The sequence below is a fragment of the Pseudomonas sp. UBA7530 genome (assembly GCF_002479365.1).
In the GTDB taxonomy this organism is placed as follows: Bacteria; Pseudomonadota; Gammaproteobacteria; order Pseudomonadales; family Pseudomonadaceae; genus Aquipseudomonas.
In genome coordinates this window covers 70,159-96,258 of the sequence record NZ_DLMS01000001.1, presented here as the reverse complement: position 1 = coordinate 96,258, position 26,100 = coordinate 70,159, and the positions used below count along the sequence as shown (strand labels likewise).

General features: G+C 63.4%; 24 protein-coding genes. 12 read left to right on the top strand and 12 right to left on the bottom strand.

Annotation, left to right across the window (positions count from 1 at the left end; genetic code table 11):
* Window positions 1–154: 154 nt before the first annotated feature.
* Genes B2U07_RS00475 through B2U07_RS00465 form a run of 3 tightly spaced genes read right to left on the bottom strand, consistent with a single transcriptional unit; the run spans window position 155 to window position 1,943 of the window.
* Complete coding sequence (locus B2U07_RS00475; RefSeq protein ID WP_296275422.1) at window positions 155–508, bottom strand: hypothetical protein; 354 nt, start codon at window positions 506–508, stop codon at window positions 155–157.
* Window positions 505–816 carry a hypothetical protein gene (locus B2U07_RS00470; RefSeq protein ID WP_254347788.1) on the bottom strand — a complete coding sequence of 104 codons (312 nt, stop codon included), beginning with the start codon at window positions 814–816 and terminating at the stop codon, window positions 505–507. Before B2U07_RS00470 ends, B2U07_RS00475 begins: the two co-directional genes overlap by 4 nt.
* On the bottom strand, window positions 813–1,943 hold the full coding sequence (locus B2U07_RS00465; protein ID WP_296275419.1) for a phage/plasmid replication domain-containing protein: 1,131 nt from the start codon (window positions 1,941–1,943) through the stop codon (window positions 813–815). Before B2U07_RS00465 ends, B2U07_RS00470 begins: the two co-directional genes overlap by 4 nt.
* A 123-nt stretch (window positions 1,944–2,066) precedes the next feature.
* On the opposite strand from B2U07_RS00465, the gene B2U07_RS00460 reads away from it, so the two are divergent.
* Together B2U07_RS00460 and B2U07_RS00455 are read left to right on the top strand one after the other, a co-directional pair.
* A complete protein-coding gene (locus tag B2U07_RS00460; protein ID WP_254347792.1) occupies window positions 2,067–2,246 on the top strand; it encodes a hypothetical protein in 180 nt (59 codons plus the stop codon).
* A complete protein-coding gene (locus tag B2U07_RS00455; RefSeq protein ID WP_254347793.1) occupies window positions 2,246–2,428 on the top strand; it encodes a hypothetical protein in 183 nt (60 codons plus the stop codon). The genes B2U07_RS00460 and B2U07_RS00455 overlap by 1 nt, the downstream gene beginning before the upstream one ends.
* Window positions 2,429–2,743: 315 nt before the next feature.
* On the opposite strand, the gene B2U07_RS00450 is transcribed toward B2U07_RS00455, so the two are convergent.
* Together B2U07_RS00450 and B2U07_RS00445 are read right to left on the bottom strand one after the other, a co-directional pair.
* Window positions 2,744–3,073 carry a hypothetical protein gene (locus B2U07_RS00450; protein WP_296275412.1) on the bottom strand — a complete coding sequence of 110 codons (330 nt, stop codon included), beginning with the start codon at window positions 3,071–3,073 and terminating at the stop codon, window positions 2,744–2,746.
* A 469-nt stretch (window positions 3,074–3,542) separates the two neighbouring features.
* Window positions 3,543–4,589, bottom strand: a complete 1,047-nt coding sequence (locus tag B2U07_RS00445) for a GlxA family transcriptional regulator (protein WP_296276264.1) — start codon at window positions 4,587–4,589, stop codon at window positions 3,543–3,545.
* Window positions 4,590–4,988: 399 nt separating this feature from the next.
* On the opposite strand from B2U07_RS00445, the gene B2U07_RS00440 reads away from it, so the two are divergent.
* From B2U07_RS00440 to pdeM, 5 genes are all read left to right on the top strand, one after another.
* Window positions 4,989–6,116 (top strand): hypothetical protein, encoded by a 1,128-nt coding sequence (locus tag B2U07_RS00440; RefSeq protein WP_275545117.1) that lies wholly within the window; start codon window positions 4,989–4,991, stop codon window positions 6,114–6,116.
* 144 nt (window positions 6,117–6,260) lie between these two features.
* Complete coding sequence (locus tag B2U07_RS00435; RefSeq protein WP_275545118.1) at window positions 6,261–7,268, top strand: ligase-associated DNA damage response exonuclease; 1,008 nt, start codon at window positions 6,261–6,263, stop codon at window positions 7,266–7,268.
* Window positions 7,265–8,923, top strand: coding sequence for an ATP-dependent DNA ligase (locus B2U07_RS00430; protein ID WP_275545119.1), 1,659 nt, complete (start codon window positions 7,265–7,267; stop codon window positions 8,921–8,923). Before B2U07_RS00435 ends, B2U07_RS00430 begins: the two co-directional genes overlap by 4 nt.
* Window positions 8,923–11,532, top strand: coding sequence for a ligase-associated DNA damage response DEXH box helicase (locus B2U07_RS00425; protein ID WP_275545120.1), 2,610 nt, complete (start codon window positions 8,923–8,925; stop codon window positions 11,530–11,532). Before B2U07_RS00430 ends, B2U07_RS00425 begins: the two co-directional genes overlap by 1 nt.
* 10 nt (window positions 11,533–11,542) lie before the next feature.
* Window positions 11,543–12,223: a ligase-associated DNA damage response endonuclease PdeM gene (gene pdeM, locus B2U07_RS00420; RefSeq protein ID WP_275545121.1), complete on the top strand. Its 681-nt coding sequence runs from the start codon at window positions 11,543–11,545 to the stop codon at window positions 12,221–12,223.
* Between the two features lie 3 nt (window positions 12,224–12,226).
* Here pdeM and B2U07_RS00415 read toward each other — a convergent pair whose 3' ends face one another.
* Complete coding sequence (locus B2U07_RS00415) at window positions 12,227–12,646, bottom strand: DUF1810 domain-containing protein (RefSeq protein ID WP_275545122.1); 420 nt, start codon at window positions 12,644–12,646, stop codon at window positions 12,227–12,229.
* Complete coding sequence (locus tag B2U07_RS00410; RefSeq protein ID WP_275545123.1) at window positions 12,643–12,969, bottom strand: hypothetical protein; 327 nt, start codon at window positions 12,967–12,969, stop codon at window positions 12,643–12,645. Before B2U07_RS00410 ends, B2U07_RS00415 begins: the two co-directional genes overlap by 4 nt.
* 187 nt (window positions 12,970–13,156) lie before the next feature.
* On the opposite strand from B2U07_RS00410, the gene imuA reads away from it, so the two are divergent.
* Genes imuA through B2U07_RS00395 form a run of 3 tightly spaced genes read left to right on the top strand, consistent with a single transcriptional unit; the run spans window position 13,157 to window position 18,256 of the window.
* Window positions 13,157–13,774, top strand: coding sequence for a translesion DNA synthesis-associated protein ImuA (gene imuA / locus B2U07_RS00405; RefSeq protein ID WP_275545124.1), 618 nt, complete (start codon window positions 13,157–13,159; stop codon window positions 13,772–13,774).
* 7 nt (window positions 13,775–13,781) lie between these two features.
* Window positions 13,782–15,191 carry a Y-family DNA polymerase gene (locus tag B2U07_RS00400; RefSeq protein WP_275545125.1) on the top strand — a complete coding sequence of 470 codons (1,410 nt, stop codon included), beginning with the start codon at window positions 13,782–13,784 and terminating at the stop codon, window positions 15,189–15,191.
* Window positions 15,188–18,256, top strand: a complete 3,069-nt coding sequence (locus tag B2U07_RS00395; RefSeq protein WP_275545126.1) for an error-prone DNA polymerase — start codon at window positions 15,188–15,190, stop codon at window positions 18,254–18,256. The genes B2U07_RS00400 and B2U07_RS00395 overlap by 4 nt, the downstream gene beginning before the upstream one ends.
* 85 nt (window positions 18,257–18,341) lie before the next feature.
* Here B2U07_RS00395 and B2U07_RS00390 read toward each other — a convergent pair whose 3' ends face one another.
* Complete coding sequence (locus B2U07_RS00390) at window positions 18,342–18,482, bottom strand: hypothetical protein (protein WP_275545127.1); 141 nt, start codon at window positions 18,480–18,482, stop codon at window positions 18,342–18,344.
* Window positions 18,483–18,600: 118 nt separating this feature from the next.
* Here B2U07_RS00390 and B2U07_RS00385 point away from each other — a divergent pair, with 118 nt between their 5' ends.
* Window positions 18,601–19,854, top strand: coding sequence for an OprD family porin (locus B2U07_RS00385; RefSeq protein ID WP_275545128.1), 1,254 nt, complete (start codon window positions 18,601–18,603; stop codon window positions 19,852–19,854).
* A 36-nt stretch (window positions 19,855–19,890) separates the two neighbouring features.
* On the opposite strand, the gene B2U07_RS00380 is transcribed toward B2U07_RS00385, so the two are convergent.
* Window positions 19,891–21,390, bottom strand: a complete 1,500-nt coding sequence (locus tag B2U07_RS00380; protein ID WP_275545129.1) for a PLP-dependent aminotransferase family protein — start codon at window positions 21,388–21,390, stop codon at window positions 19,891–19,893.
* A 121-nt stretch (window positions 21,391–21,511) separates the two neighbouring features.
* On the opposite strand from B2U07_RS00380, the gene B2U07_RS00375 reads away from it, so the two are divergent.
* Window positions 21,512–22,717, top strand: coding sequence for an NAD(P)/FAD-dependent oxidoreductase (locus B2U07_RS00375; protein WP_275545130.1), 1,206 nt, complete (start codon window positions 21,512–21,514; stop codon window positions 22,715–22,717).
* Between the two features lie 43 nt (window positions 22,718–22,760).
* Here B2U07_RS00375 and B2U07_RS00370 read toward each other — a convergent pair whose 3' ends face one another.
* The 3 genes from B2U07_RS00370 to B2U07_RS00360 all read right to left on the bottom strand — a co-directional run bounded on the left by B2U07_RS00370 (window position 22,761) and on the right by B2U07_RS00360 (window position 26,087).
* Window positions 22,761–23,624 (bottom strand): AraC family transcriptional regulator, encoded by an 864-nt coding sequence (locus B2U07_RS00370; protein WP_296270222.1) that lies wholly within the window; start codon window positions 23,622–23,624, stop codon window positions 22,761–22,763.
* Between the two features lie 491 nt (window positions 23,625–24,115).
* Window positions 24,116–25,006, bottom strand: coding sequence for a chemotaxis protein CheV (locus B2U07_RS00365; RefSeq protein ID WP_275545132.1), 891 nt, complete (start codon window positions 25,004–25,006; stop codon window positions 24,116–24,118).
* Window positions 25,007–25,064: 58 nt separating this feature from the next.
* The gene (locus tag B2U07_RS00360) at window positions 25,065–26,087 is read right to left on the bottom strand and encodes a zinc-dependent alcohol dehydrogenase family protein (protein WP_296275404.1); all 1,023 of its coding nucleotides are present in this window, start codon (window positions 26,085–26,087) and stop codon (window positions 25,065–25,067) included.
* Window positions 26,088–26,100 lie beyond the last annotated feature (13 nt).

Sequence of the window (26,100 nt, the reverse complement as noted above, 5' to 3'; positions counted from 1 at the left end):
AAATAACACTCAGGACATACCGCGAAATAAGGCGGCTTGGTCATATCAACCAGGGCGCCGGGACTTGTGCAGACACCGCCATTGAGCTGGCCCATGTCATCGCCGCAGCAGTCACAGAGAACGCGATCTAGAACGAGCATGGGCCGCCCTCCCCTTAGGCCGTTTTGGCGGGCTGCTGGGCGGCAGCGGACGCTACAGCGGGACGCTCGCGGGTGACTTCCTGCAAGCGAAGCGGGATGCCCTGGAGCGAATAGCGAATGCGGGCCTTGTTGTTGAAGTAGTCGATTTCGTCGCTGTACGGGGCGAACACTTCGGTGCCGATCAGGTTGCGGTAGGCGTTCTGCAAGCCTTCCTTGAACTGGTTACCGGCAACCATGAATTTGACCAGGTTCACCTGGTCGAAGCCGTCACGGTCCTGGCTGACGGTCTCGATACCGACATAGCACCAAGGCTTTTCTTCAGTGCCACGGTTGACGACGCCTTTAACGAAGCCGCGCAAAATTTTCATAGGTAGTTCTCCTGTGGATAGCCGAAAGCAGCACCCAACCAGGGCGTGCCAGTGAAAGAGTCTTCAGGGATCAAGCGACCGTATTTCTTGAACGAATCGACGAGCAGCCAATAGGCGTTATCGCGTTCCGGTACCGGCAAAGGCGCCGGTGGCTTGGGTGGGCCGACAACCAGCGGGAAACGAGCATTCAGCTCGTCAGGATCGGCGATCTTGTAGGCAGCAGGCCGGACGAGCTGCTGAAGCGCGAGGCGACGGCGCTGGCTGACAGAAAGGCTCATGCCCTGCTGGCTGACCTTGCGGATAGTCATGCGGCCACCAGTTGCAGATGGCGCGGAACGACCGCGTGCCGGTAGAACGCAGGCACCTGAGCGGCGAAGGTGACTTCCACCTCGCGAACGTTGCGAGTGAACGTGAACACAGTCCCGTGGCGGGTCTGGTCGTAAGGCACCTTGATGTCGATGTTGAGCTGCCGAAGGCGCGCACGGTGCGTCTTGACGGCTGATTTTTCGAAGTCGAAGGTCTGGCCAGCACGCCACAGAGACACGTATTGCGACGTGGTATAGGCCGCTTTCGTGTTCTTGCAGATGCCTTCGGCAACAAGCTGTTGCGCAATGGTCAGTTCGTCATAGTTGGTCAATTCCAGTCGGTTGCCGACCATAAGGAACCCCTTGTGGATTTCCACTAGCTTGGATTCATCAAAAAGGCCCCAGAACGAAAGGCCCTCCCTCTTCAAGAACTCCGATCGACACTTGATCTCGGAGCGCACCATGCCGACCGAGGCACACCAGTCGCGCAGGTCCCGGACATACCGGTATTCGTCAGATTCTTCACCGAACGTGCGTTTCACCTTGGGCAAGAGGTGCGCGTCGAGTTCGGCTGCTTTGGCGTAGTTGCCCGGGTAAACCAAGCGGCCGGCCTTCTCACCGCCCTTGGGTGTCCAGACGCAGGTATTGCCGTCCGGGTAGAGATACGCAATCGAGTTGCGGTAACGCTGGGATGAAATGGCGCGCATATACGCCCTTTCGTTGCCCTGCCCCACATAGAAATTCGAAGTGAGGTCAAGGCGCTGGAACACGGCGCCGTTCGCGATGGCCGACCCGTCCTGCAAGCGCTGAACACTGGTGCACCGGGTCAGGGGTGGCAAACCGTACTCAGCAAGCAGTGCGTTGATCACGCGGAAGCAGCCGTCGAGACTGTCGATCCCAAACACGTTGTCGAGCCGGTTGATACGCGACGGGTTGCCATCGACGGTGATACGGCGGCCACAGACGTGGATGCGGAACGTGGTGCAGTAGCTGCCTTCGGCGAAGAAGGCGGGAACAGAAGTAGAGAGAAGCGCCTCTGTCTCAGCATCAAAGCGACGGGTGATGACATCGCCGACCTGGGGAAGGTCGTAGTCATAATCCTGATAGGCCTTGATCCAATCGAAAAACATGCCGCTTCTCAGCTTCTAAGAAATTAGATTCTGCGCGGAAATTAGTTTCTGAGAATCTCAATGTCAAGGGTCTTAGAAAATAAGCCTAAAATTCGATACCAGAAAATTGACGGGAGACGGTCCGTGCCAACCAAGCACATTGATGATGAAACCTGGCGGAAAGTGGAGCAGGCAGCGGTTAAGGCAACAATTGCCACAAAGCGATCCGTGAAAGAGACGCAGATGCTCAGATGGCTCATCCTCAAAGGGCTGGAAGAGATCACAGAGGCTGATTTTGAAAAGCTGGTGAAGGGGAAGGACTGATGGAATGGATACTGTGGTTCGCCATAAAGGGGAGCGAACAGGCCGTCTTCATTGCGCCGTTCGAAGAAAAGAAGCAGTGCGAGAGATCGGCAGAGAGAATGAAGGGCTGGATCGAAAACGCAGCATTCTCATGCTTCGAGCAGCCCAAAGGCAGCTATGAAAAATGGGTAGGCTCGAAGTAAAAAGTATGGGATTCCATACCAAAGTGGGGGTGTTACAGCACCCCCACCCCTCCCGGCGCCGGTCCAGGCGCTGAAAAAGCATTGCTTCGCAACTGGCCGCTGCGCGCCCATCGCAAATGTGCGGGTGTTCCTCACGCGCATGAAGGAGCACGCCAACTAGAGCGAAAAGCGGGTTGGACAGTGAAGGGGGTGGCCTGGGGTGCCAGGCACTAGCCGAAATTGGTAGCACCTGGCGAGATCCTGGAAGGAGCCTGCAGGAAAATTTGCTAGCAATATTCGCCCTGGTGCAGCAGCTCGAGGACGAAAAGTGCTAGCTCAATCGGTGTGATGACGAAGCCGAGGATTCGGCCGATAGCCAGGGCGAAGCGGATTGTTCGAAGGCAGCAGCAAATCGCCTTGGCCAGCTACCTCAGCGAGACGAACAGCCGCCGTGTGGGCTTCCATCAAGGTCTGACGATAGACCGCAACGGTCTCCTCAAGCCGTCGAATTTCGTCACGCATATCCTGAACCTGATCCTGCAGGCTGATAGCTCGGTGAGCTGCAGCGATGAACGCCTGGCTGGCAGTGCCCTTGCCAGTCAAAAGCTTGATCTGGCGAATAAGATCGGTTTCGGGGTCGCGGATAGTGATCGTTTTGCCTGACATGCTGGTTTCTCCCTGCTAGCAATTTGTCCCGCCGGCGGCGCCGACCAGGTGAAGAAATGCTAGCAGTTCACGGCCATGGATTGCTAGCAATTTTCGCCCTGGAGCGATCGAGCATCGAGAGTTTTTGCTAGCAGCTACAAGTCGACTATCTGAACAGCAATGGCCTTGAGCCTGGCCAACAGGTCATCCAGCTCGGCACCTTCGTCGTCCAACTGGCGAACACGGCTATGCAGCTGGCGAAGGTCGCCAACAAGCCGTGGGTAGTCTTCAAGGAGATAGCAGACAGCATCAGAGCCCTTGCGGCCCGGGGCGTACAGCTCAGCTTGCTTAATGAGGCGTTCGGGAATTTCGAGGGAGAGGCATCGCATAATCCAGATTATGGCTGAATGCCGCCCGGAGCTGCGCGATGTTCCGGACGTCATTCACCATGAATCTGATATCCATTATGCGAAGCACTAACCATAATGCGTTATGTGCGAACCCCAGGTTTCTCGCCTTTCGAGGAACGGACGTTACCGAGGCGCATTTCCTTTGATGGCGGATAACCGTAGAACTCTGTGTAGCATTTGCTGAAATGACTCGATGAGACGAATCCGCAAGCCAGGGAAACATCGAGGATCGGCAGATCGGAATGCTGCAGCAGGCGTCGCCCTTCGGTCAGGCGCAGCTCCAGGTAGTAACGCACCGGCGTAGTCGTCATCTGATCCTGAAACAACCGCTCGATTTGCCGCCTGGAACGCCCGACATACTCGGAAATCTGGCTCAGGCTCAGCGGCTCTTCGATATTGGCGGACATTAGCTGCACCACATTGCGCAGCGGCTCGCTCATTTTGTCGTGCAGCGACGGACGTGCACGGCGGTAGCGCGATTCTTCGAAGGCTAGGATGTCGGTAATGCCATCGGCCAGTTCCCGGCCATGCCGCTTGCGAATCCATTCCATCACCATATGGAAGGCTCCGCTCGGGCTGGCGGCTGTCAGCCGATTGCCATCGACCATGTAGCTTTCGCTGGTCACCTGACTGTTTTTGGCCACTTCTGCCAGCACGGCGCGATGCTCCGGATGGATCGCGCATTTGTGACCATCCAGTAGCCCGGCTTGCCCCAGGAACCAGGCGCCATTCCATAACCCGGCCAGTTCTACCGACTGTTTGTTCGCGCCGTGCAGCAAGGCGCTCAGTGCCGGCGACGCCTTCAGTGGCGTACGCAGGCCGCCACATACCACCAGCAGATCCATGTCCGCCATGTTGGACAGCTGAATTTGCGCGCCAGGACAGATCACCAGCCCCAGATCGCTGGTTACCGATTCGCCAGTCAGGCTGTAGGACTCGGTAGCGAAACAGCCGGGGCTGATCAGGTTGGCCGTGACCATGGTATCGAGCGCCTGGGTGTAGGCCGGCAAGGAGAAATGCTCGAGTAACAGAAAACCTACCCGGGCCTGTTTGACCGTCTGTTTCCTGTCATCTACGAAACGCAGGTTCTTCCCCTGCATGGCTTCGCTGAAGCTACGTTTTGGCAACACTTTCAAGACGTTTTCCGAACCGGTTGTTATTTGACTTGTTTTCAGAAGCGGCATGCTCGAGACACTTCCCCAATGGGGCCATCGCCTAAGCGCACCCTCCTCTGCCTATTCATTTGGCGGCCATCGAGAACATTGCTGGCTTGGGATTCTTCCCGATTCGCGCGCACTCGGCAAATCGGAACTATTTCAGCGTCACGACTCCGATGCTGCGTCGCAACCAGACGAATTAATGCCGCTTGCAGTCGCACCGAAAACGACGCCCCGCACTTACTGTTCCAGCATCTCAGCTGCCAGGAACCCGCAAAGCCCTTAAACGAAGCGTCCGGTGCTTCCTGCACTGAGACCACTTCCGTCACTGCCGCCTCAACAAGACCAAGAATACAAGGTGCAATATCTATGTCCCGGAACGACAATCCCGTGCGCTTTATGCGCGTAATTCTGACCGCTGGAGCACTGATCGCCCTGCTGGTGGGCTCTGGCTTCACCACGGGCCAGGAGATCATGCAGTACTTCGTCGCATACGGTTATGGCGGCATCGCCAGCGTTGCGCTCATGCTGTTGCTGTTCGTCTACGTCAATCTCAGTTTCGTCAGCGCCGGCTATGAACAGCAGTTCAACGAGCCTAAAAGTATTTATCAGTATTACTGCGGCAGACTGATCGGCAATTTCTTCGACTATTTTTCGGTCGTTTTCCTGTTCATGTCCTTCTGGGTAATGATTGCCGGCGCTGGGGCTGCGCTGCATCAGCAGTTCGGCTGGCCGAACTGGGTCGGCGGCACGGTGATGGGCAGCCTTGCCCTGTTGACGCTGCTCTTCGGCTTCAAGCGCCTGGTGGAAATCATCGGTCTGATTGGCCCACTGCTGAGCGTTCTGGCGATCCTGATCGGCGTCATCAGTTATGCCATGGCGCCCGGCGGGCTGGAGAACTACCTGGCTGAACTGGAGCCGCTGGTAACCGATCGCACCATCATGCAGGCCAGCAGCAACTGGTTCATCGCCTGCGCGTCCTATGTCGGCTTTTGCATGATGTGGTTGGCCGCGTTCATGACCAACCTGGGCAAGTCGGCCTCCAGCAGAAAGGAAGCCTGCTGGGGCGCGACGCTGGGCGCGGTGATGTTCAGCCTGGCCGTGTTGGCCATGATGCTGGGCCTGGCTGCCCACCTCGGTGACGTGGCCGGCGCGCAGATTCCCACCCTGGCGCTGATCGCCAAAATTCATCCAGCTCTGGCGTTCGGCTTCGCGCTGATCGTGTTCGTCGCCATCTTCACCACCGCCGCGCCACTGCTGTGGGCGCCGGTAAAACGCTTCGCCCCGGACGAGAACAGCCCGCGTCATCGTATCCTGCTGGTATCGCTTGCAGTGATCGGCACCGTCGTCGGCCTGACCATCCCCTTCGACCGCCTGATCAATGTCGTCTACGTGATCAACGGTTATGTGGGGTTTGCCCTGCTCTTCCTGATGCTGGCCAAGGACATCCGTACGCGACTGTTCAAATCGCAAGTGGCCGTTCCCTTGCGCTCCTGATGCGCAGCCAAGAGGCCGCACTGGAAACAGTGCGGCCTATGTCGATCCTCCGCAGCGACGCATGGCGATCCTGGCCGTGCCTGAAATCCGAACCTAATCTCCTGCCTGTCGCTCTAAGTTCCAACAATGCGCCAAGGGGAATTCATGGATCTGGTCGTTGCCCGTCCCGAAGGTCTTTACTGCCCGCCCGGTGATTTCTACATCGACCCATGGCGGCCAGTGGAACGCTCGATCATCACCCATGCTCATGGCGATCACGCCCGCCGCGGCAATGGGCACTATCTGGCGGCGGCACCTGGCGAAGGCATTCTGCGTTCACGCCTGGGCGACGATATCCGCCTGCAGACCTTGGCCTACGGCGAGCGGCTCGAGCACCACGGCGTAACCCTGAGTTTTCATCCCGCCGGGCACGTGCTCGGTTCTGCCCAGGTGCGTCTGGAATACCAGGGCGAAGTCTGGGTCGCCTCCGGGGATTACAAAGTCGAGCCGGACGGCACCTGCGCGCCATTCGAGCCGGTGCGTTGCCACACCTTCATCAGCGAATCCACCTTCGGCCTGCCAATCTACCGCTGGCCGTCCCAGGCCGAGATATTCGCCGGCATCGACGCCTGGTGGCGCGCCAATGCTGCGGCCGGCAAGGCCAGCGTGCTGTTCGCCTATGCCTTCGGCAAGGCCCAGCGCATCCTCCACGGCATCGACGCCAGCATCGGCCCGATCCTGGTGCACGGCGCCGTCGAGCCGCTGAACGAGGTGTATCGCGCCGGCGGCGTGCATCTGCCGGCCACTCGTTACGCCGGTGATATCGCCAAAAATGACCCGCTGCTGCGCCAGGCGCTGATCCTCGCCCCGCCCTCGGCCGGCGGCAGCACATGGATGCGCCGTTTCGGCGACTACAGTGACGCCTTCGCCAGCGGCTGGATGCTGCTGCGCGGCACGCGCCGGCGGCGCGGCGTGGACCGCGGTTTCGCCCTCTCCGACCACGCCGACTGGCCTGGACTGCTGTGGGCCATCGAACAGACCAGCGCCGAACGGGTGATGGTTACCCACGGCCAGGTCAACGTGCTGGTACGCCACCTGCGCGAGCAAGGTCTCGATGCCCGCGCCTTCCAGACCGAATACGGCGATGAAGACGACGTGGAGCCGACCTCATGAAAGCCTTCGCCGAACTCTACGCCCGGCTGGACGCCACCACCTCCAGCAACGCCAAGCTGCAGGCCATGCAGGAGTATTTCGCCGAAGCGCCGCCAGCCGATGCGGCCTGGGCGGTGTATTTTCTGGCCGGCGGCCGCCCACGTCAGGTCGTGCCGACGCGGGTGCTGCGCGAGCTGGCCACCCGGCTTTCCGGCCTGTCCGACTGGTTGTTCGAGGAGAGCTACCAGGCCGTTGGCGACCTGGCGGAAACCATCGCCCTGCTCCTGCCCGAATCCCCGCACGCCTCGGACGAGGGCCTGGCCTGGTGGCTGGAAGAACGGCTGCTGCCCCTGCGCGGCCTGCCGCCCGCGGAACTGGCCGAACGCCTGCCACCTTTATGGGCGCAGCTGGATCGACAAAGCCTGATGGTCAGCCTCAAGCTGCTCACCGGCGCCTTCCGCGTCGGCGTCTCAAAACTGCTGGTGACCCGTGCCCTGGCTGGCCTGGCGCGGATCGACGCCAAGCGCGTGGCGCAGCGATTGGTGGGTTACACCGATCTGTCGCATCGGCCGTCCGCACAGCGCTACCTGGCACTGATCGCCGCCGAGTCGGAGGACGAGCACGCCCAGCGCGGTGGCCAGCCCTACCCCTTCTTCCTCGCCCATCCGCTGCAGCAGCCATTGGAGCAGTTCGATGCTCAGTTGGGCCCGGCCAGCGACTGGCTGGTGGAATGGAAGTGGGACGGCATCCGCGCGCAGCTGGTCAAGCGCGACGGTCGCCTGTGGCTGTGGTCCCGCGGCGAGGAGCTGATCACCGAGCGCTTCCCGGAGCTGCACGAACTGGCCGAGGCGTTGCCGGACGGCAGCGTACTCGATGGCGAGTTGGTGGCCTGGAAGCAACCTGCCGCCGACAGTAACGCGGTGTTCGGCATTCAACCCTTCGCCCTGCTGCAACAGCGCATCGGCCGCAAGACTCTGAGCAAGAAACTGCTGGAAGAAGTGCCCGCTGCGCTGCTGGCTTACGACCTGCTGGAGTGGCGTGGCGAAGACTGGCGCAGCCGACCCCAGGACGAGCGCCGCGCACGGCTGGAGTTGCTGGTGGCGGAGGTCGACGATGCCCGCCTGCAGCTCTCGCCACAACTCACCGGCCGCGACTGGCAGGACTTTGCCCGCCAGCGCGAAGCCTCCCGTGAGCTGGGCGTAGAAGGCATGATGCTCAAGCGCCGCGACTCCCTGTACGGAGTTGGCCGCACCCGCGATCTTGGCCTGTGGTGGAAGTGGAAGATCGACCCGTTCAGCGTCGACGCGGTGCTGATCTATGCCCAGCGCGGCCACGGTCGCCGGGCCAGCCTGTACAGCGACTACACCTTCGCCGTGTGGGACGACTCCACGCCTGGCGAGCGCGTGCTGGTGCCCTTCGCCAAGGCCTACTCCGGGCTTACCGACGACGAGATGCGCAAGGTCGATGCGATCATCCGCAAGACCACCGTGGAGAAATTCGGCCCGGTGCGCAGCGTCACCCCGACCCTGGTGTTCGAGCTGGGCTTCGAGGGCATCGCCCTGTCCAAACGGCACAAGAGCGGCGTCGCCGTGCGCTTTCCGCGGATGCTGCGCTGGCGCACCGACAAGCAGGTGGAGGACGCCGACACCCTGGCCACGCTGCAGGGCCTGCTCTGATGGACCAACCCGTTCGTCGTCGCAGTCTGTCCGGCGCCTGGTTCGCCCAGCGCAGCTGGAAGCCCTTCGCCTTTCAGAAGGAAGTCTGGCAGGCGGTCAAGGCCGGCGAGTCGGGCCTGTTGCACGCCTCCACCGGCGCCGGCAAAACCTACGCGGTGTGGTTCGCGGCCCTGGACCGTTTCGCCACGCCCACGCCCGCCGGCATGGCTAGCCCGCGCCGCAAGAAGCCGGTCATGGCGCCGCTGACCGTACTCTGGATCACCCCGATGCGCGCCCTTGCCGCCGATACCGCCCGTGCCCTGCAGGCGCCCCTGGATGATCTGCAGATTCCCTGGAACATCGGCCTACGCACCGGCGACACCGGCTCTGCCGAACGCGCCCGGCAGAGCCGCAAGCTGCCCAGCACCCTGATCACTACGCCGGAAAGCCTGACCCTGCTGCTGACCCGCGCCGATGCTCACGAAGCCTTCGCCCATCTGCGCATGGTGGTGATCGACGAGTGGCACGAGCTGCTCGGCAACAAGCGCGGCGTGCAGCTGCAACTGGCCCTGGCGCGCCTGCGCCTGTGGCACCCGGAGCTGCTGGTGTGGGCGCTGTCAGCCACCCTCGGCAACCTCGAGCATGCCCGTGAGGTGCTGATGCCGACCGGGCGCCTGGTCCAGGGCAAGCTGGCCAAGGACCTGCGCATCGACAGCCTGCTACCGCCCGGACTGGAGCGCTTCCCCTTGGCTGGGCACTTGGGATTGCGCATGCTGCCGCAGGTGGTCGAGGAGCTGGACGCCAGCAGCACCGCCCTGGTGTTCACCAACACCCGCTCGCAAGCTGAAACCTGGTATCAGGCGCTGCTCGAGGCGCGTCCGGACTGGGCCGGCCTGCTCGCCCTGCACCACGGCTCGCTGTCGCGGGAGGTGCGCGACTGGGTCGAGCTGGCGCTCAAGGAAGGCCGGCTGAAAGCCGTGGTGTGCACCTCCAGCCTGGACCTGGGAGTGGATTTTCTGCCGGTGGAACGGGTGCTGCAGATCGGTTCGCCCAAGGGCGTGGCCCGCCTGATGCAACGCGCCGGCCGCTCCGGCCATGCCCCGGGCCGCCTATCCCGCGCCACCCTGGTGCCCACCCACAGCCTGGAAGTGCTGGAAGCCGCCGCCGCGCAAACCGCCGTGGCCGAGCGCAAGGTCGAGGCGCGGCTTTCGCCGGACAAGCCGCTCGACGTGCTGGTCCAGCACTTGGTGAGCATGGCCCTGGGCGGCGGCTTCCAGGCCGATGCCATGCTGGCCGAGGTGCGCAGCGCCTGGGCCTATCGCAGCCTCAGCGAGGACGAATGGCAATGGGCGCTGGCCTTCATCCGCCACGGCGGCCATTCGCTGACTGCCTATCCCGATTACCGTCGTGCTGAGCCGGACGCCAACGGCCTGTGGCAGGTGCCCGATGCGCGCCTGGCGCGGCGCCATCGCATGAGCATCGGCACCATCGTCAGTGACGCCAGCCTGGCGGTGAAATACTGGAGCAAAGGCGGTGGTGGAGGCTCGCTGGGTAGCGTCGAGGAAGGCTTCATCGCCCGCCTACGCCCAGGCGATACCTTCCTTTTCGCTGGTCGCACGCTGGAACTGGTGCGGGTGGAAAACATGACCGTCTACGTGCGCCGCGCCACCAGCCGCAAGGCCGCGATCCCGCGGTGGAATGGCGGGCGCATGCCGCTCTCCAGCGAACTGGCGGACGCCGTGCTGGCCAAGCTCGATGCCGCCGCCCGGGCTGAATACCCTGGCCCTGAGATGCAGCTGCTGCGTCCATTGCTCGACGTGCAACAGGCCTGGTCCGCACTGCCCGGCGCAACCACCCTGCTGGCGGAAGTGCTGAAATCCCGCGAAGGCTGGCACCTGTTCCTCTACCCCTTCGCCGGCCGCTCGGTGCACCTGGGGCTGGCCAGCCTGCTGGCCTGGCGCCTGGCCCGCGAACAGCCGCTGAGTGTTTCCATTGCGGTCAATGACTATGGCCTGGAGCTGCTGTGCCCCAGTGAGGTGGATTTTGCTGCGCGGCTCACGCCCGAGCTGTTCAGCACGGACGATCTGCTGCCCGACGTACTCGCCAGCCTCAACGCTGGTGAACTGGCGCGCCGGCGTTTTCGCGAGATTGCCCGTATCGCCGGCCTGGTGTTCAGCGGCTACCCCGGCGCGCCGAAGAGCGCCCGCCAGCTGCAGGCCTCCAGCGCACTATTCTTCGACGTGTTCAGCCAATACGACCCGGGCAACCTGCTGCTCAGCCAGGCCCAGGAAGAAGTGTTGCGGCAGGAGTTGGACGTGCAGCGCCTGCAGCACACCCTGCAGCGCCTGCAGTCTCGCCGCCTGGATATCCGCACGGTCAAGCGCGCCACGCCGTTCGCCTTCCCGCTGCTGGTGGAGCGCTTCCGCGAAAGCCTGAGTTCGGAGAAACTCGCCGACCGTATCCGGCGCATGGTCGCCGATCTGGAACAGGCCGCTGGGCCAGGCGGTTATCAGGACCCGGCATTCGCCATCGACGACGAGCGCCCAGCGCCGCGCAAAGGCCGCTCCCCGCGTCAGGGCAAGGACGGCCTGCCCCGGCCACCGGCGCAGCGCCCGAAAAAACGCCGCTGATAGAGACTCAATGACCGAAGCCCCTACCCATTATCACAGCGTGCAACTGGCCGGCGCCGAACTCTGGCTGCTGGCGGACAAGGCCATCTGGTGGCCGCAGCAGCAGGCGCTGCTGATCGCCGATATCCACATCGGCAAGGCCGCCGCCTATCGTGCCCTGGGCCAGCCGGTGCCCCAGGGCACCACCGCCGCCAATCTGCAGCGGCTGGACGCCCTGTTGCAGCGTTTCGACTGCCGGCAACTGATCTTTCTTGGCGATTTTCTTCACGCCCCCGGCTCGCGCACGCCGGCCACCCTGGCAGCGCTGGCCGAGTGGCGCGCGCGCCACTCCGGGCTGACCATGACTCTGGTGCGCGGCAACCATGACAAACGGGCCGGCGACCCGCCTGCCGCGCTGGCCATCGAGGTGGTGGAAGAACCGCTACTGCTCGGCCCCTTCGCCCTGCAGCACGAGCCTCGCGCGCATACCACGCACCACGTGCTGGCCGGCCACGTGCACCCGGCCTACACGCTGCGTGGCCGGGGCCGACAACGCCTGCGCCTGCCCTGTTTCGTACTGGGCGATGAGGTCAGCCTGCTGCCGGCATTCGGCAGCTTCACCGGCACCATGACCTTCCGCGCAGAGCCCGATCAGCGCATCCTGGTGGTCGGCGACGGCGGTATCTGGCCCGTCCGCCGCAGCGAGTCCTGAGGCTTACAGGCGCTGCAAGGTCGCAGCATCCTGCTCACCGTCGTAGAACGCCTGCAGCACCTCGGCGAACAGCGGCTGCGTCGGCGCGGCGGCCTGAAACAGGGTCATGCTCGAACGCAATTTGAGGTCGTCCGGCGAACCCATGATCTGCCGCACCGGGCGCCCGCGATGGGACAGCAGCGCTCGCACGCAATCTTCCAGGCGCGGGCCGAGCAGCGGGTGCGCCAGGTAGGCCCGCGCCTCGTCGAGGCCGGAGATGCCGTAGTGCTCGGCCATTTCACTGCGGCCCAGGCCGCGCAGCTGCGGAAACACGTACCAGATCCAGTGGCTGCGCTTGGCCCCGGCACACAGCTCATCGAGGGCTTGGCGATAATCGCGCTGCTGCGCCTCGACGAACCGCGTCAGGTCGAACGAAGCGCTCATGGCCTTGACCGTTCGTGCCCCATCGGTGTGGTATCGGGCAGCGCGCCCTGCGTGGCGAAGTCCGGGCTGTGCACTTCGGAATCCAGCGGCATATGCGCATAATGGGCCTTTTCGGCACCTGGCCCGAGTGGGTCGGCCAGCCGCGCGCGCTTGACCTCGTGATGCCCGCCAAGGCCGCGAGCCAACAGGCACCCGCCCAGCGCGGCGCCCGCCAGGCCCAGCAATCCGCCGCGTCGTAAACCGGCGCCCACTAGCGCCAGACCACTACCAAGCGACGCGTAGCGCTGCCAGTCGTGGAGGTTGTTGTCGGTTTGTTCTTTCATGGCAACTCTTCCTGAAGGGTGACCTATTAGCTGACAGGTGCGCCCCTCCGATGTTCTGTCACGTTGGACGACCACTTATCGCATCGCGCTCGACCATGGACGGCGACGGACTGCCCTGCTCAGCCCTTGACCTCTACGACGGCCAACACAATACTGTATTTATATACAGTATTTTTGGTCATTGCCCATGTCATCCGTGGTTGTGCTCGACCGGCTGATCGACGCTCGCCGTGTATGGCGAGGTCAGGCCGTTTCATCGCCAACGAGCGCCAATTTCTCAACCGGACACCGTTTTCTCGACGCCGCACTGCCCGGTGGCGGCTGGCCCACGGCTGCGCTCAGCGAAATTCTCACAGCCGTGCCGGGCATCGGCGAGCTGAGCCTGTTGTGGCCGACCCTTGCCAGGCTGACGGCCGCCAGCGAGCGGGTCGTATTGGTCGCCCCGCCCCACCTGCCCTACCCTCAGGCCTGGATTCAGGCCGGCATCGATCTGCGCCAACTGAGCATCATCCAGGCCGAGGGCCGCGACGCCTTGTGGGCGGCCGAGCAATGCCTGCGCTCGGGCAGTTGTGGCGCGGTGCTGAGCTGGTTGCGCCAGGCCGATGACCGCGCCCTGAGGCGCCTGCAGGTGGCCGCCGCGACCGGGCAAACCTTGGCATTCGCCTATCGGCCGCAGGCAGAGGCTGCCAACCCGTCACCCGCGGCGCTGCGCCTGGTGCTCGAAAGCCAGCCGGCACAAGTGCGGGTGATCAAGTGCCGCGGCGGGTTACCGCCTGCGCGGCCGCTCGCCTTTGCCTGGCATTGAGCCTGCCATGCTCTGGGCTTGCATCCTGCTGCCGCAACTGGCCATGGACGGCGTGCAGCGTCACCGCGCCAATCCCGACGAGCCGTTGGCGCTGCTTACTGGCTCGCCACAACGGCGCGTGCTGCAGGCCGTCAACCCGGCGGCCCGCGCCCTGGGGCTGAAACCCGGCCAGTCGCTGACGACGGCGCAGGCGCTGACGCGCGGCTTCGCCAGTGCGGAATACGACCTCGCGGCCATCGAGCGCTGGCAGCAGTTTCTGGCCGCCTGGGCCTATGGTTTCAGCGCCCAGGTCAGCCTGCATTACCCGCGTTGCCTGCTGCTGGAGGTGCAATCGAGCCTGGGGCTGTTCGGCCCCTGGCCGCGCTTCGAGGCACGTTTGCGCGCCGAGCTATCGGCGCTGGCCTTCCAGCACCGCATTGCCGTCGCGCCGAATCCGGCCGCTGCGCGGGTGCTGGTCAATATCGGTGATGGCCTGATGGCGAGCGATGGGCAGAAGCTCAGGCAGATGCTCGATTCGCTGCCGGTGGACCGACTCGGGCTTTCCCCGGCGACAACCACGGCGTTCAACCGCATGGGCCTCAGGCAATTGTGGCAGCTGTTGGCTCTGCCGCGTGACAGCCTGGCCAGGCGCTTTCCTGCCGATGTGCTGGGCCATCTCGATGCCCTGCTTGGCCAGCGCCCGCTGGCGCTGGATTTCTATACGCCCGCGGATGTATTCGATGCCCGCATCGAGCTGAATTTCGAGGTGGAATCCCATCAGGCGCTGCTGTTCCCGTTGCGCCGACTGACGGCCGACCTAGCCGCCTACCTGGCCGGGCGTGACAGTGGCGTGCAGCGTTTCGTCCTGCACTTGGAACACCGCACGGGTGCCGATACGCAGGTGCAGGTGGGCCTGCTCAGCGCCGAGCGTGATCCCGGCATGCTGTTCGAGCTGACGCGCGGCCGCCTTGAACACCAGCAACTACCGGCACCGGTGCTGGCCGTGCGGTTGGTGGCGCGGGAGTTGCCAGTCTTTGCGCCGCAGCATCAGCAACTGTTCGATGAGCGCCCACAACAGAGCCAGCCCTGGGAGCAACTACGCGAGCGGCTGAGGGCACGCCTCGGTGATGACGCCCTGCATGGCCTGGGTGCCAGAGCCGATCACCGCCCCGAGCGCGCCTGGATCAACGAATCGGCCAGCCCCGAGCTGCCACCCAGCGGCCCGCGCCCCGGCTGGCTGCTGAGCGAAGCCCAGCCGCTGCACGAGGCCTCGCTACGCATCCTCGCCGGCCCCGAGCGCATCGAGTCCGGCTGGTGGGACGGCGAGGATGTGCGCCGCGACTATTACGTAGTGCAGACCCGTGCCGGCCAGCGCGGCTGGGCGTATCGCACGGTCGGCAATGATGGGCCATTGCTGCTGCACGGGTGGTTCGCATGAGCGATTACGCCGAACTCCATTGCCTGTCGAATTTCACCTTCCAGCGCGGCGCATCCAGCGCCCAGGAGCTGTTCGAGCGTGCGGCGAGGCTGGGTTATCGCGCCCTGGCGATCACCGATGAGTGCACCCTGGCCGGCATCGTGCGCGCCTGGGAGGCCGCGGAAAAAACCGGCATAAAGCTGATCGTGGGCAGCGAAGTGCAGATCGAGAAAGGCCCGAAGCTGGTGCTGCTGGCCGAGAACCTGGTGGGCTATCAGGCGCTATGCGGCCTGATCACCCGGGCGCGACGCAGGGCGGCAAAGGGCACCTATCGGTTGTTGCACGAAGATTTCGTGACACCACTCGATGGCCTGCTGGCCATCTGGCTCAGCGCAGGCGACATCACCGCCCTGCCCTGGCTTCGCTCGGTGTTCCCCGAGCGCCTGTGGCTGGGCGTCGAACTGCATCGCGGCGCGGACGATAGCGCACACCTGCAGCGCCTGCTCGACCTGGCCGCCACACACCACTTGCCGGCGGTGGCCTGTGGCGACGTGCACATGCATGCCCGTGGCCGCCGCGCCCTGCAGGACTGCATGACCGCCATCCGTCATCATCTGCCCGTGGCCGAGGCTGGCGCCCATCTATTCGCCAATGGCGAGCGACATCTGCGCCGACTTGAGGAGCTGGGCGAGCTGTATCCGCCCGAGCTGCTCGCGCAATCGCTGTGCATTGCTGAACGTTGCTGCTTCGTCCTTAAAGACCTGAAGTATTACTACCCGCACGAACTGGTTCCAGAAGGTCATGCCCCCACCTCCTGGCTGCGCGTTCTGGTGGAGCGTGGCGCCGCCGAGCGCTGGCCAGGAGGAGTGCCGGCCGCCGCCCGCGCGCAGATCGAGTACGAGTTGGCGCTGATCGCAGAGCTGAAATACGAAAGCTATTTCCTGACCGTGCATGACATCGTCCGCTTCGCCCGCGAGCAGCACATCCTCTGCCAGGGCCGGGGTTCGGCGGCCAATTCGAGCGTCTGCTTCACGCTCGGCATCACCGAGCTGGACCCCACCGAGAACCGGCTGTTGTTCGAGCGTTTTCTCTCCCGCGAGCGCAACGAGCCACCGGATATCGACGTCGATTTCGAGCATGAGCGCCGCGAGGAAGTCATCCAGTACGTGTTTCGCCGCTACGGGCGAACGCGTGCGGCGCTCACGGCCGTGGTCAACACCTATCATGGCGCCGGGGCGATACGCGATGTCGCCAAGGCCCTTGGCTTGCCGCCGGATCAGGTCAATGCGCTGGCTGACTGCTGTGGCCGCTGGAGCAGCGGCCCGCCAGCGGCCGAGCGCCTGCTGGAAGCTGGCTTCGATCCGCAGAATCCGCTGCTCAGGCGCGTGCTGATCCTGACCGGCGAGCTGATCGGTTTTCCCCGGCACCTGTCGCAGCACCCGGGCGGCTTCGTCATATCCGAGCACGCACTCGACACGCTGGTGCCGGTGGAAAACGCGACCATGGCCGAGCGCACCGTGATCCAGTGGGACAAGGATGATCTGGACAGGGTCGGCCTGCTCAAGGTCGACGTGCTGGCCTTGGGCATGCTCAGCGCGCTGCGCCGTTGTTTCGGCCTGATCGAGCGCTACCGCGGCACGCAGTGGACCCTGGCCACCCTGCCCAAAAACGATCTGGCCACCTACGCCATGATCAGCCGCGCAGACACCATTGGCGCATTCCAGATCGAGTCCCGCGCACAGATGGCGATGCTGCCGCGCCTGCGCCCGAAGGAGTTCTACGACCTGGTGATCCAGGTGGCCATCGTCCGTCCAGGGCCGATCCAGGGCGACATGGTGCATCCCTATCTGCGCCGGCGAAACGGCGAAGAGGACATCGACTACCCCTCCGATGAACTCAAGCCAGTCTTCAAGCGCACCCTCGGCGTGCCGCTGTTTCAGGAGCAGGTCATGGAACTGGCCATCGTCGCTGCCGACTACACACCCGGCGAGGCGGATGAACTGCGCCGCAGCATGGCTGCCTGGAAACGCCATGGCGGCCTCGAACCGCATCGCCAGCGACTCACCTCGCGCATGTTGGAAAAGGGCTACACGCAGGCGTTCACCGAACGGATCTTCCGCCAGATCGAGGGCTTCGGCAGCTACGGCTTCCCCGAGTCGCATGCCGCCAGCTTTGCCCTGCTCGCCTACGCCAGTTGCTGGTTGAAATGTCACGAGCCCGCGGCCTACGCCTGCGCCCTGGTCAATAGCTGGCCGATGGGTTTCTACAGCCCTGATCAGGTGCTGCAGGACGCGCGGCGGCATGACGTCGAAGTGCGCCCGGTTGATGTGCGCTACAGCGACTGGGACTGCAGCCTGGAGCCAGATGAACATGGCGAGCCGGCCATCCGCCTGGGGCTGAGGATGATTCGTGGCATGCGCGAAGACGACGCACGGCGTATCGAACAAGCGCGCCTGTCAGGTGCATTCCGTGATGTCGAGGACCTCAGCGTGCGCGCACGCCTGGATGCCTCGGCACGCGAGCGACTGGCCGATGCCGGCGCGCTCGGCGGCCTGGCTGGCCACCGCTACCAGGCGCGCTGGGCGGTGGCTGGCGTCGAGGAACAATTACCGCTGTTCGCCGGTGTATCTGCGCCGAATGAAGACGCTCCGGGCCTGCCTGCCCCATCGCAAGGGGAAGATCTGCTGACCGACTATGCGACGCTCGGCACCACCCTCGGTGCGCATCCACTGGCTCTGCTGCGTCAGGCGCTAAGGGCGCGGCGCTGCCGGAGCTCACGTGAACTGCAGGCGGTCGAGCACGGCCGCCCGGTCAGCATCGCCGGCCTGGTGATCGGCCGGCAAAGGCCGCAAACCGCCAGCGGCGTCATCTTCGTCACCCTCGAAGATGAGTTCGGCATGGTCAATGTGGTCGTCTGGCATGACCTGGCCGAGCGCCAGCGGCGAGTCCTGGTGCAGTCGCAGATGCTGCGCATCGACGGCCATCTGGAAACGCAGGATGGCGTGCTCCATGTGATCGCCGGGCGCCTGACGGACATGACAGCGATGCTGACCGGACTGGACATACGCAGCCGCGACTTTCATTAAGTCACTTGCCTGGCCCACCCTGCATGGCGGGCCGAGAAAGACAAAAAAAAGGCCGCGCTGGATCACCAGGCGGCCACAAGTCGTCTTAACCAAAGGAGATGAAGTGGAGAGCCTGGGCGACGGCGTCCGGGAGTGATGCAACAACCGCCGCCCTGGAATCTTCATCGGGGCGAAGCCTATCGTCGATCGAGCGCAACGGCGCATCGAAGTCGTTGATAGTGATCATCGATCAGCTTGAATAGTGCATCGGCAGGCTGGGTGATAACTCTAAGCGCGCCCTCTGGGCCGGGCCTTACCTCGCTGTGAGGCGCGTTTAGAACAGCACACCAACACCGGGAGCACCCATGCACAAGAAACACTGTCTCGCGCTGGCTTGCAGCCTCGCGCTGGGCGGGCAGTTGGCGCACGCCAGCAGCCAGTCCGAAACTAAGGGTTTCATCGAGGACGCCAGCCTCGATCTGTTGCTGCGCAACGCCTATTTCAACCGTGATTACAAAGACAACACCAACGACGCCAAGAGTTGGGGCCAGGGCTTCATCGCCACCTTCGAGTCCGGCTTTACCCAGGGCACCGTCGGTTTCGGTGTCGACGCTTTCGGCCTGCTCGGGGTCAAGCTCGACAGCGGTCGTGGTCGCAACTATCGCGCCTTCTTCGACACCGACAGCGAGGGCCGCCCAGTGGACGATCTGTCCCAGGCCGGTGGCGCGGTGAAGCTGCGCGTTTCCAATACCGTGATCAAGTACGGCAACCAGTTCCCTTCCCTGCCCGTTCTGGGCCATGACGACAGCCGCCTGCTGCCGCAGTCGTTCACGGGTACGCTGGTGACCAGCAATGAGATCGAGGGGCTGGAACTGAATGCCGGTCGCTTCACCGCCGACAGTCCGATGGGCGACCCGGCGCGCGACCCCAATCGCCTCAAGAGCATCGACGTGCTCGGCGGTAGCTACGTTGTCAGCGATGACCTGAGTCTGGCGGTCTATCACGCCGACCTCGAGGACATGTACAAGCGCTACTACGCCAACGTCAATTACAACCTGGCACTGGCTGCGGAGCAGGCGCTGAACTTCGATTTCAACATCTATCGCACCAAGTACGACACCGGCTCGGTGGCCGCTGTCGACCTCGGCGGTGACGGCCAGGGTGACCGCAACACCATCTGGAGCCTGGCCGCCAAGTACAGCATCGGCGCCCATGCCTTCATCGTCGCCCATCAGCGCAACAGCGGCGATGCCGGCTTTGCCTATGACTACGGCGATGGCGGCGCTAGCATCTACCTGGCCAACTCCTACTACTCGGACTTCAATCTGAAGGACGAGCGCTCCTGGCAGGCCAGCTATGAGCTGGACTTCGCCGAGTACGGCGTGCCAGGCCTGCGCTACAAGTTCGCTTACGTACGCGGTGACAACATCGATACCGGCAGCGACAACAACGGTACCGAGCGCGAGATCTTCAACCAGATCGGCTACACCATCCAGAGCGGCGCTGCCAAGGACCTGCACCTGCGCCTGCGCAATTCCATCTACCGCTCCAGCACCGACGTAGGGCCGGATCTCAACGAGATTCGGGCATTCGTCGAATACCCGCTGAGCATCCTCTGATGGTCGCTGCCCCGGCCTGGCCGGGGCAGCCCTCAATCAGCTGCGCAAGGCCCGAGCGACAGCTTGGGCCGCCTCTTCGATTGCCCTCTCCTCGTAGGGTGCGAAGCCCATCACCAGACCTGGCGCCCGCGCATTGACGCGGTAACTCGCCAGCGGCAGCACGTCGATGCCTGCCGCCTGCAAACGGGTGAAGGCGTCCTGCTCGTTCACGACCTGCAGACGACAGGCGATGTCCATACCCGCGCGGATTTCCGGTACCTCGATCAGCCCCCGCCAATGCCTGTGCGCCGCTTCGGCGAAGGCTTCGGCGCGCGCTGCGTAAATCTTGCGCATGCGCCGTACATGGCGGTCAAAATGCCCTTCATGAATGAAGTCGGCCAGCACTGCTTGAGCCAGGCTGTTGGCATGTCGCGACATCAGCGCCGCGGCACGGGTGAAACTCTCGACCAGGTGTTCGGGCACCACCAGATAGGCCAGGCGAATCGAGGGAAACAGCAGCTTGCTGAAGGTGCCGGCGAGGATGACCGACTGCTCGGCGCCCGGCATCGAACGCAATGCGGGAATGGGTTTGGCGATAAAGCGGTATTCGCTGTCGTAGTCGTCCTCGAAGATGTAACTGCCCTGCTCCGCGGCCCAGCGCAACAAGGCCAGACGTCGTGCCGGTGACAGCTCACCGCCTAGCGGCGCCTGACGTGACGGCGTGACATAAGCCAACCGAGCGCCCGGCGCCAGGCGCAGCCCCTCGTCCACCTTGAGGCCGGAACGATCCACCGGCACATCCACGCGGTTCACGCCGGAAATATCCATCAACTGCCGTGCGCCAGGATAGCCAGGGTCTTCCATCCAGACTTGAGAGTCGCCTGGTGCCAGCAATCGCAGGCAGATATCCAGCCCCTGCTGCACGGTACCAAGCACCAGGATACGCTCCGGTGACACCTGTACTCCGCGCGCAATGGCGAGGTAGCCGGCGATGGCTTCGCGCAGCTCGGGCAAGCCCGCCGGGTCACCGTCGAGCAGCATCGTCAACCGCGAACTGCGCAACTGTTGCGTATGCAGCTTGCGCCATAGATCGATGGGGAAGGCGTTGATATCACCCCGGTGCGGAAAGAACGGCCGCTGGCCGGAAGGCGTAGTACGCCGGGAGAAGATCGGCTCGATCTCGGCCAGCCTGTTCAGCCATGGCGTCTGCGGTACATCACGCTCCTGCTCGCCCCTGGCGACCACTTTACGCCGCACGTAGCCTGCATTCAGCGTCGGGTCGGGTAATACCTCGCTGACCCGGGTACCGCTGCCGGTCCGCGCCTGCAGATAGCCCTCGGAGAGCAGTTGCTGGTAAGCCGCCTGCGCCGTTCCGCGCGCAAGACCATAGTGCTCGGCCAGGGAGCGAGTGCTGGGCAGCTTGCTGCCAGCTGGCAGGCGCCCGCTCAGAATGGCGCCGCGTAGTGACTCGTACAGCCAACTCTGCAGGCTGACGCCGGCTTCCGGAGTTCCCAGCGGCAGAAACACAACCTGCGGCGCAGCTTTCTCGCGTGGCATGTCAGCTCCAAAGTGGATCATCTATTTGCATAGATAATGGATCAATACCTTGATCCAAGCCAGCGGCAAAATCCGCTCCGTAGTCAGCCAACCTCATCTCCTCACTACGGACACCCACGACATGAAACAGCAAATCCTGATCATCGGCGCCGGCTTTGGCGGCATGTGGAGCACACTGAGCGCCATTCGCCTGCTTGACCAGCATCAGCGTCTCGACATCGCGGTCACCCTGCTCGCACCGCAAGCCGAACTGCGCGTGCGCCCGCGCTTCTACGAAACCGACCTGGCGACCACCGTGGCTCCGCTCGGTCCGCTGTTCGATGCAGTCGGCGTGCAGTTCGTGCAGGGCTGCGCCACCCGTATCGATGCGCAGAACAGGCAGGTGTTCTACCGCAGCGCCAGCGGCGAGCAGTCGACACTGGCTTATGACCGGCTGATCCTCGCATCGGGCAGCCAGGTTGCCCGTCCGCCCCTCGCCGGCATCGACCGTTTTGCCTTCGATGTTGACAGCCTGGAGTCCGCGCAAAAGCTCGAGGCCCATCTGCAAGGACTGCGTCATCAGCCAAGCAGCCAGGCGCGCAATACCGTGGTGGTGGTGGGCGGTGGTTTCACCGGCATCGAAACAGCTACAGAGATGCCGGCGCGCCTGCGTGCCATCCTCGGTGACGAGGCCGATATCCGCGTCATTGTCGTCGACATGGGCAAACAGGTCGGCAGCGCCATGGGCGAGCAGATCGCCACAGTGATCGCCGAAGCCAGCGATACGCTCGGTGTGACCTGGAAGCTCGGCAGCCCGGTCTCGATGGTCGATGAACAGGGTGTGCAGCTCGACAATGGCGAGCGAATCGAGGCCAGCACCGTAGTCTGGACTGTCGGTGTGAAAGCCTCGCCGCTGACGCAGCAAGTCGACGGTGAGCGTGACGCCTTTGGCCGCCTGCATGTCGACCGCAACCTCAAGGTGCTGGGCCAGGACGCCATCTACGCCACGGGCGATACGGCTTACGCAGCGGTGGACGACCTGGGCAACCATGCGCTGATGACCTGTCAGCACGCCATCGCCCTCGGCCGCTCATCCGGTAACAACGCAGTAGCCGATCTGTTGGGCGTGGAGCCGATTCCCTACAGTCAGCCCAAGTACGTCACCTGCCTGGATCTGGGCGCCTGGGGCGCGGTGTTCACCGAAGGCTGGGAGCGCAAGGTAGTGCTGACTGGCAAGGAAGGCAAAGAGCTCAAGACGCAAATCAACACCCAGTGGATCTATCCGCCGGAAGCCAAACGCGAAATTGCACTGGCCGCCGCTGACCCGCTGATTCCGGTCGTCGCCTGAGCGATGCCAAGCCCAGGGCGTCAGTCGCCCTGGGCCTGCAAGGTCAATCGCGGTAGATCTGCACCTGCAGCTTGGCCGGCAGTTCCAGCCCCTCGCTGCGCAGCCACTCGCCGGGCGGTTGCCCGATCTGCTGGGCGAAGGTGCGCGAGAACGACGCTTGTGAGCTGTAACCCACCGCGTCGGCGATCACCTTGATCGGCATTCCTTCACGCAACAGATCCTGCGCCACCTTCATGCGCCAGGCCGTCACGTAGGCCATCGGCGTCATGCCCATCACCTCGTTGAACAGCGCGGCGAACTTGGTCCGCGACATCTTCGCCAGTTCGGCCAGGCGCTCGACGCTCCAGGCCAACTGCGGTTCCTGATGAATGCAGATCAGCGCCGGGCCCAGTTGGCTGTCCTGCAGGGCGTAAAGCAGCCCCCTGGTGATGCGCCCTTCGTTCACCGCACGGCGTACCAGCAGAACGAATACATATTCGAACAGCAGGTTGAGCGCCTTGCTGCGCCCGGGTGCCGGCGTGCGGAACTCGTTGACCAGCGAACCGATCACCGGCCCCAGCTGCTCCAGGGCACTCAGTGGAAACACCAGGGTTTCCTCCAGGCCCAGTTCGAAAGGCTGCTGACCGTAACGCCCGAACTGGAACGAGGCGCAGATCAGATCTGCGCCACCTGGTTCGTGGGCGCGCAGCTTGTAGCAGCAACAGCTGGGACAGAACAACACGCTGGGTTGATCGATCGCGACGCGGGGCTTGTCGGAATGCACCATATCCAGTGCGCCGCGCTCGACCACGTGAATGAAGGCCATGCCTGGGGGTTTATCCAGCACCAGGGTGCCGTCTACCGGGCCGGCGAATAACAGTCGCCCTTGAAGGCTCGTGCGCTCGAAGAACTCGGAAAGAACATCCATTTTCGGGAATGACCTGATAAGGATCTTTTACATAGAGAAGTCAACCAGTTACAGCCCAGGAGAACCGCAACCGCCGTCGATTGATAGACAGCTCCATCGACAAAAATTCCAACTGGATTAATGCCGAAGCAAAGAATTTTATTGACCTGTATCAATTCCGTGACGCAGTGGTGTTCTGACGTGGATCAGGCCAGCTCATCGTGGCGCGCCCTCACCCGACCGGACCTGCATTTCGGCCCGTTCCGGCATGCGCTGGAAAAAGGTGGCGACTCTCCGGGTCACGCTTCGGTCATGCCCTGTTGCCTTGAGGATGCCGTCGCACTTCTACTGACCTCATGCCCACTATGCCTCGAAGACTTCCGTGCTCCTTAGCCGAGTGGTCAGCGAGGCGCATTGGCCCAAAGCACATGCCCGCTCACGGCCTGCGCGCGACCAATTTTGGAAATATACGGCTCTAGCTGGTCAGGCGGCAGTTGCGCCGCAGGGCGTGCCTAGTGCTGCCCGCTCATTTGCCGGAAGGCGTCGAGCAAAGCCTGGCTGAGATCGACCGAGGAAAATTTGGTCAGCACCGCATTGGCACCGACTGAGCGGGCTTTTTCGGTATTCATGGTGCTGTCCAGCGAGGTGTGCAGCAGCACATAGGTCTCGGCGATGTCGGGACTGCGGCGAATTTCCTGAACCAGGCTGTAGCCATCGAGTTCAGGCATCTCGATATCCGAGACCAGCAATTCGAAGGGCATCCCGGCCTGATGATATTCATGCAGCTGCTGCAAGGCGGCCTGACCGCTGCGCACCGCCGTGCAATCGAAGCCCAGCTGACGCAGCACGTTGAGGGTCTGTTGCAGCGCCACCTGCGAGTCGTCGACCAGCAGCACGCGGCGACCTTGCAGCAGGCAGGCATCCTGGCCTTCGAGCAGGCCGACGGGCGCTTCTTCCAGGGCCGGCGCGATATCGTGCAGGACCTTCTCGATATCGAGAATCTGCACGATGGCGCCATCGATCTGGGTCACCCCGGTGATGAAGGCGCGATTACCCGAGCCGGCAGGTGGCGGACGCACGTCGCGGGTGGAGCATTGCACGATGCGTTCGACGTTCTTCACGTGTAGCCCCTGACGCGAGCGGCTCAACTCCGTGACGATCAGGCAACCGTCATCTTCATCAGCTGCGCCACGTTCGCCGATGGCGCGCGCCAGGTCGATCACCGTCATCGCAGCACCGCGCAAGGTGGCGATGCCGCGTACGTTGGGATGACGATTGGGCAGCTTGGTCAAGGCCGGGCACGGAATGATCTCGTTGACCTTGAGCAGGTTGATCCCCAGCAGACGACCGCTATGCAGACGAAACAACAACAGCGATAGCGCGTCGCCGGTAACCAGACTCATGAACCTTTCCTTAGAACGAACGTAGACCTAGGTTATAGCGACCATGTGGCCGCGGACTTTAATCCGTGGCCAGCTTCAGGGCCACACGGCCGCGATTCGGGCAGGTTTCCATGTAGCGATGCGCTTCGACGAAGTCCTCGAAATCGAACACCTTGTCGATCACCGGCGTCAGCAGACGGTCCGCGGTCATCTGGTTGATATGCGTGAGCGCGCGCTGCACCGCCTCGTCGTTCGGCTCGATGCCCAACTCAGGGCAACCGGTGAAGTCCAGCACGCAGTGACGGAAGAACTGCAGGTGCTTCTTGAACGCGGCGCAAGCCGGGAAAGCCGTGTCGTTGCCGCCGTTGATCCCGTACAGGATCAGCTTGCCACGCGGTGCGGCGATATCACCCAGCAGTTTCATCTGCGGGCCGGCGCACTGGTCGAGAATCACCTCGACGCCCTTGCCTTCGGTGTAGCGCTCGACTTCAAGGACCAGGTCCTGCTCTTCGGTCACGATCACCTTGTCGGCGCCCAGACCACGCAGGAACTCGCGATCCTCCGGTGAGCCGGTGGAAACGATGATCTTGGCACCCAGCGCCTTGGCCAGTTGCACGGTCTGCGGCGCCATGCAGTGGCTGGCCTCGGTGATCAGCACATGCTGGCCGGGCTTGAGGTGGGCAAGATCCATCAGCGCCAGATAGCCGAACAACAGGCTGGTGTAGTGCACGCTGGCCTGGATCGGGCTGAGCACCTCGGGATAACGGGTCAGGGCGTGGCTGGGCATCAGCACCAGATCACCCCAGGTCGGGTAGCGGTTCGGCGTGCCCGCCGGGAAACCGGCCACGGCGGTGCCAACTTCCAGGTCGCTCACACCATCACCCAGCGCAGCCACGGTGCCGGCCAGTTCGAAACCGGTACCGGCCGGAAGCTTGGCCTGCTCTGACGCCAGGTTCTGCCGCCAGAGCACGTCTTTCCAGCCCAGGCCCACAGCCTGAACGCGCACCAGCACCTCACCAGGGCCGGGCATGGGCGTCGGAACCTCTTCGTACTGGAGCACATCGGCATCGCCGAACTTATGGAAACGGATCATGCGGGACATCGCTTACCTCGAG

What these genes read in the sequence shown, in the direction of transcription:
- B2U07_RS00395 (WP_275545126.1), top strand. Translation starts at nt 15,188, where the DNA reads ATGAGCGATTACGCCGAACTCCATTGCCTGTCGAATTTCACCTTCCAG.
- B2U07_RS00440 (WP_275545117.1), top strand. Translation starts at nt 4,989, where the DNA reads ATGTCCCGGAACGACAATCCCGTGCGCTTTATGCGCGTAATTCTGACC.
- B2U07_RS00400 (WP_275545125.1), top strand. Translation starts at nt 13,782, where the DNA reads ATGCTCTGGGCTTGCATCCTGCTGCCGCAACTGGCCATGGACGGCGTG.
- B2U07_RS00415 (WP_275545122.1), bottom strand. Translation starts at nt 12,646, where the DNA reads ATGAGCGCTTCGTTCGACCTGACGCGGTTCGTCGAGGCGCAGCAGCGC.
- imuA (WP_275545124.1), top strand. Translation starts at nt 13,157, where the DNA reads ATGTCATCCGTGGTTGTGCTCGACCGGCTGATCGACGCTCGCCGTGTA.
- B2U07_RS00365 (WP_275545132.1), bottom strand. Translation starts at nt 25,006, where the DNA reads ATGAGTCTGGTTACCGGCGACGCGCTATCGCTGTTGTTGTTTCGTCTG.
- B2U07_RS00470 (WP_254347788.1), bottom strand. Translation starts at nt 816, where the DNA reads ATGACTATCCGCAAGGTCAGCCAGCAGGGCATGAGCCTTTCTGTCAGC.
- B2U07_RS00465 (WP_296275419.1), bottom strand. Translation starts at nt 1,943, where the DNA reads ATGTTTTTCGATTGGATCAAGGCCTATCAGGATTATGACTACGACCTT.
- B2U07_RS00475 (WP_296275422.1), bottom strand. Translation starts at nt 508, where the DNA reads ATGAAAATTTTGCGCGGCTTCGTTAAAGGCGTCGTCAACCGTGGCACT.
- B2U07_RS00450 (WP_296275412.1), bottom strand. Translation starts at nt 3,073, where the DNA reads ATGTCAGGCAAAACGATCACTATCCGCGACCCCGAAACCGATCTTATT.
- B2U07_RS00410 (WP_275545123.1), bottom strand. Translation starts at nt 12,969, where the DNA reads ATGAAAGAACAAACCGACAACAACCTCCACGACTGGCAGCGCTACGCG.
- pdeM (WP_275545121.1), top strand. Translation starts at nt 11,543, where the DNA reads ATGACCGAAGCCCCTACCCATTATCACAGCGTGCAACTGGCCGGCGCC.
- B2U07_RS00370 (WP_296270222.1), bottom strand. Translation starts at nt 23,624, where the DNA reads ATGGATGTTCTTTCCGAGTTCTTCGAGCGCACGAGCCTTCAAGGGCGA.
- B2U07_RS00390 (WP_275545127.1), bottom strand. Translation starts at nt 18,482, where the DNA reads ATGATCACTATCAACGACTTCGATGCGCCGTTGCGCTCGATCGACGAT.
- B2U07_RS00360 (WP_296275404.1), bottom strand. Translation starts at nt 26,087, where the DNA reads ATGTCCCGCATGATCCGTTTCCATAAGTTCGGCGATGCCGATGTGCTC.
- B2U07_RS00430 (WP_275545119.1), top strand. Translation starts at nt 7,265, where the DNA reads ATGAAAGCCTTCGCCGAACTCTACGCCCGGCTGGACGCCACCACCTCC.
- B2U07_RS00435 (WP_275545118.1), top strand. Translation starts at nt 6,261, where the DNA reads ATGGATCTGGTCGTTGCCCGTCCCGAAGGTCTTTACTGCCCGCCCGGT.
- B2U07_RS00380 (WP_275545129.1), bottom strand. Translation starts at nt 21,390, where the DNA reads ATGCCACGCGAGAAAGCTGCGCCGCAGGTTGTGTTTCTGCCGCTGGGA.
- B2U07_RS00375 (WP_275545130.1), top strand. Translation starts at nt 21,512, where the DNA reads ATGAAACAGCAAATCCTGATCATCGGCGCCGGCTTTGGCGGCATGTGG.
- B2U07_RS00455 (WP_254347793.1), top strand. Translation starts at nt 2,246, where the DNA reads ATGGAATGGATACTGTGGTTCGCCATAAAGGGGAGCGAACAGGCCGTC.
- B2U07_RS00385 (WP_275545128.1), top strand. Translation starts at nt 18,601, where the DNA reads ATGCACAAGAAACACTGTCTCGCGCTGGCTTGCAGCCTCGCGCTGGGC.
- B2U07_RS00425 (WP_275545120.1), top strand. Translation starts at nt 8,923, where the DNA reads ATGGACCAACCCGTTCGTCGTCGCAGTCTGTCCGGCGCCTGGTTCGCC.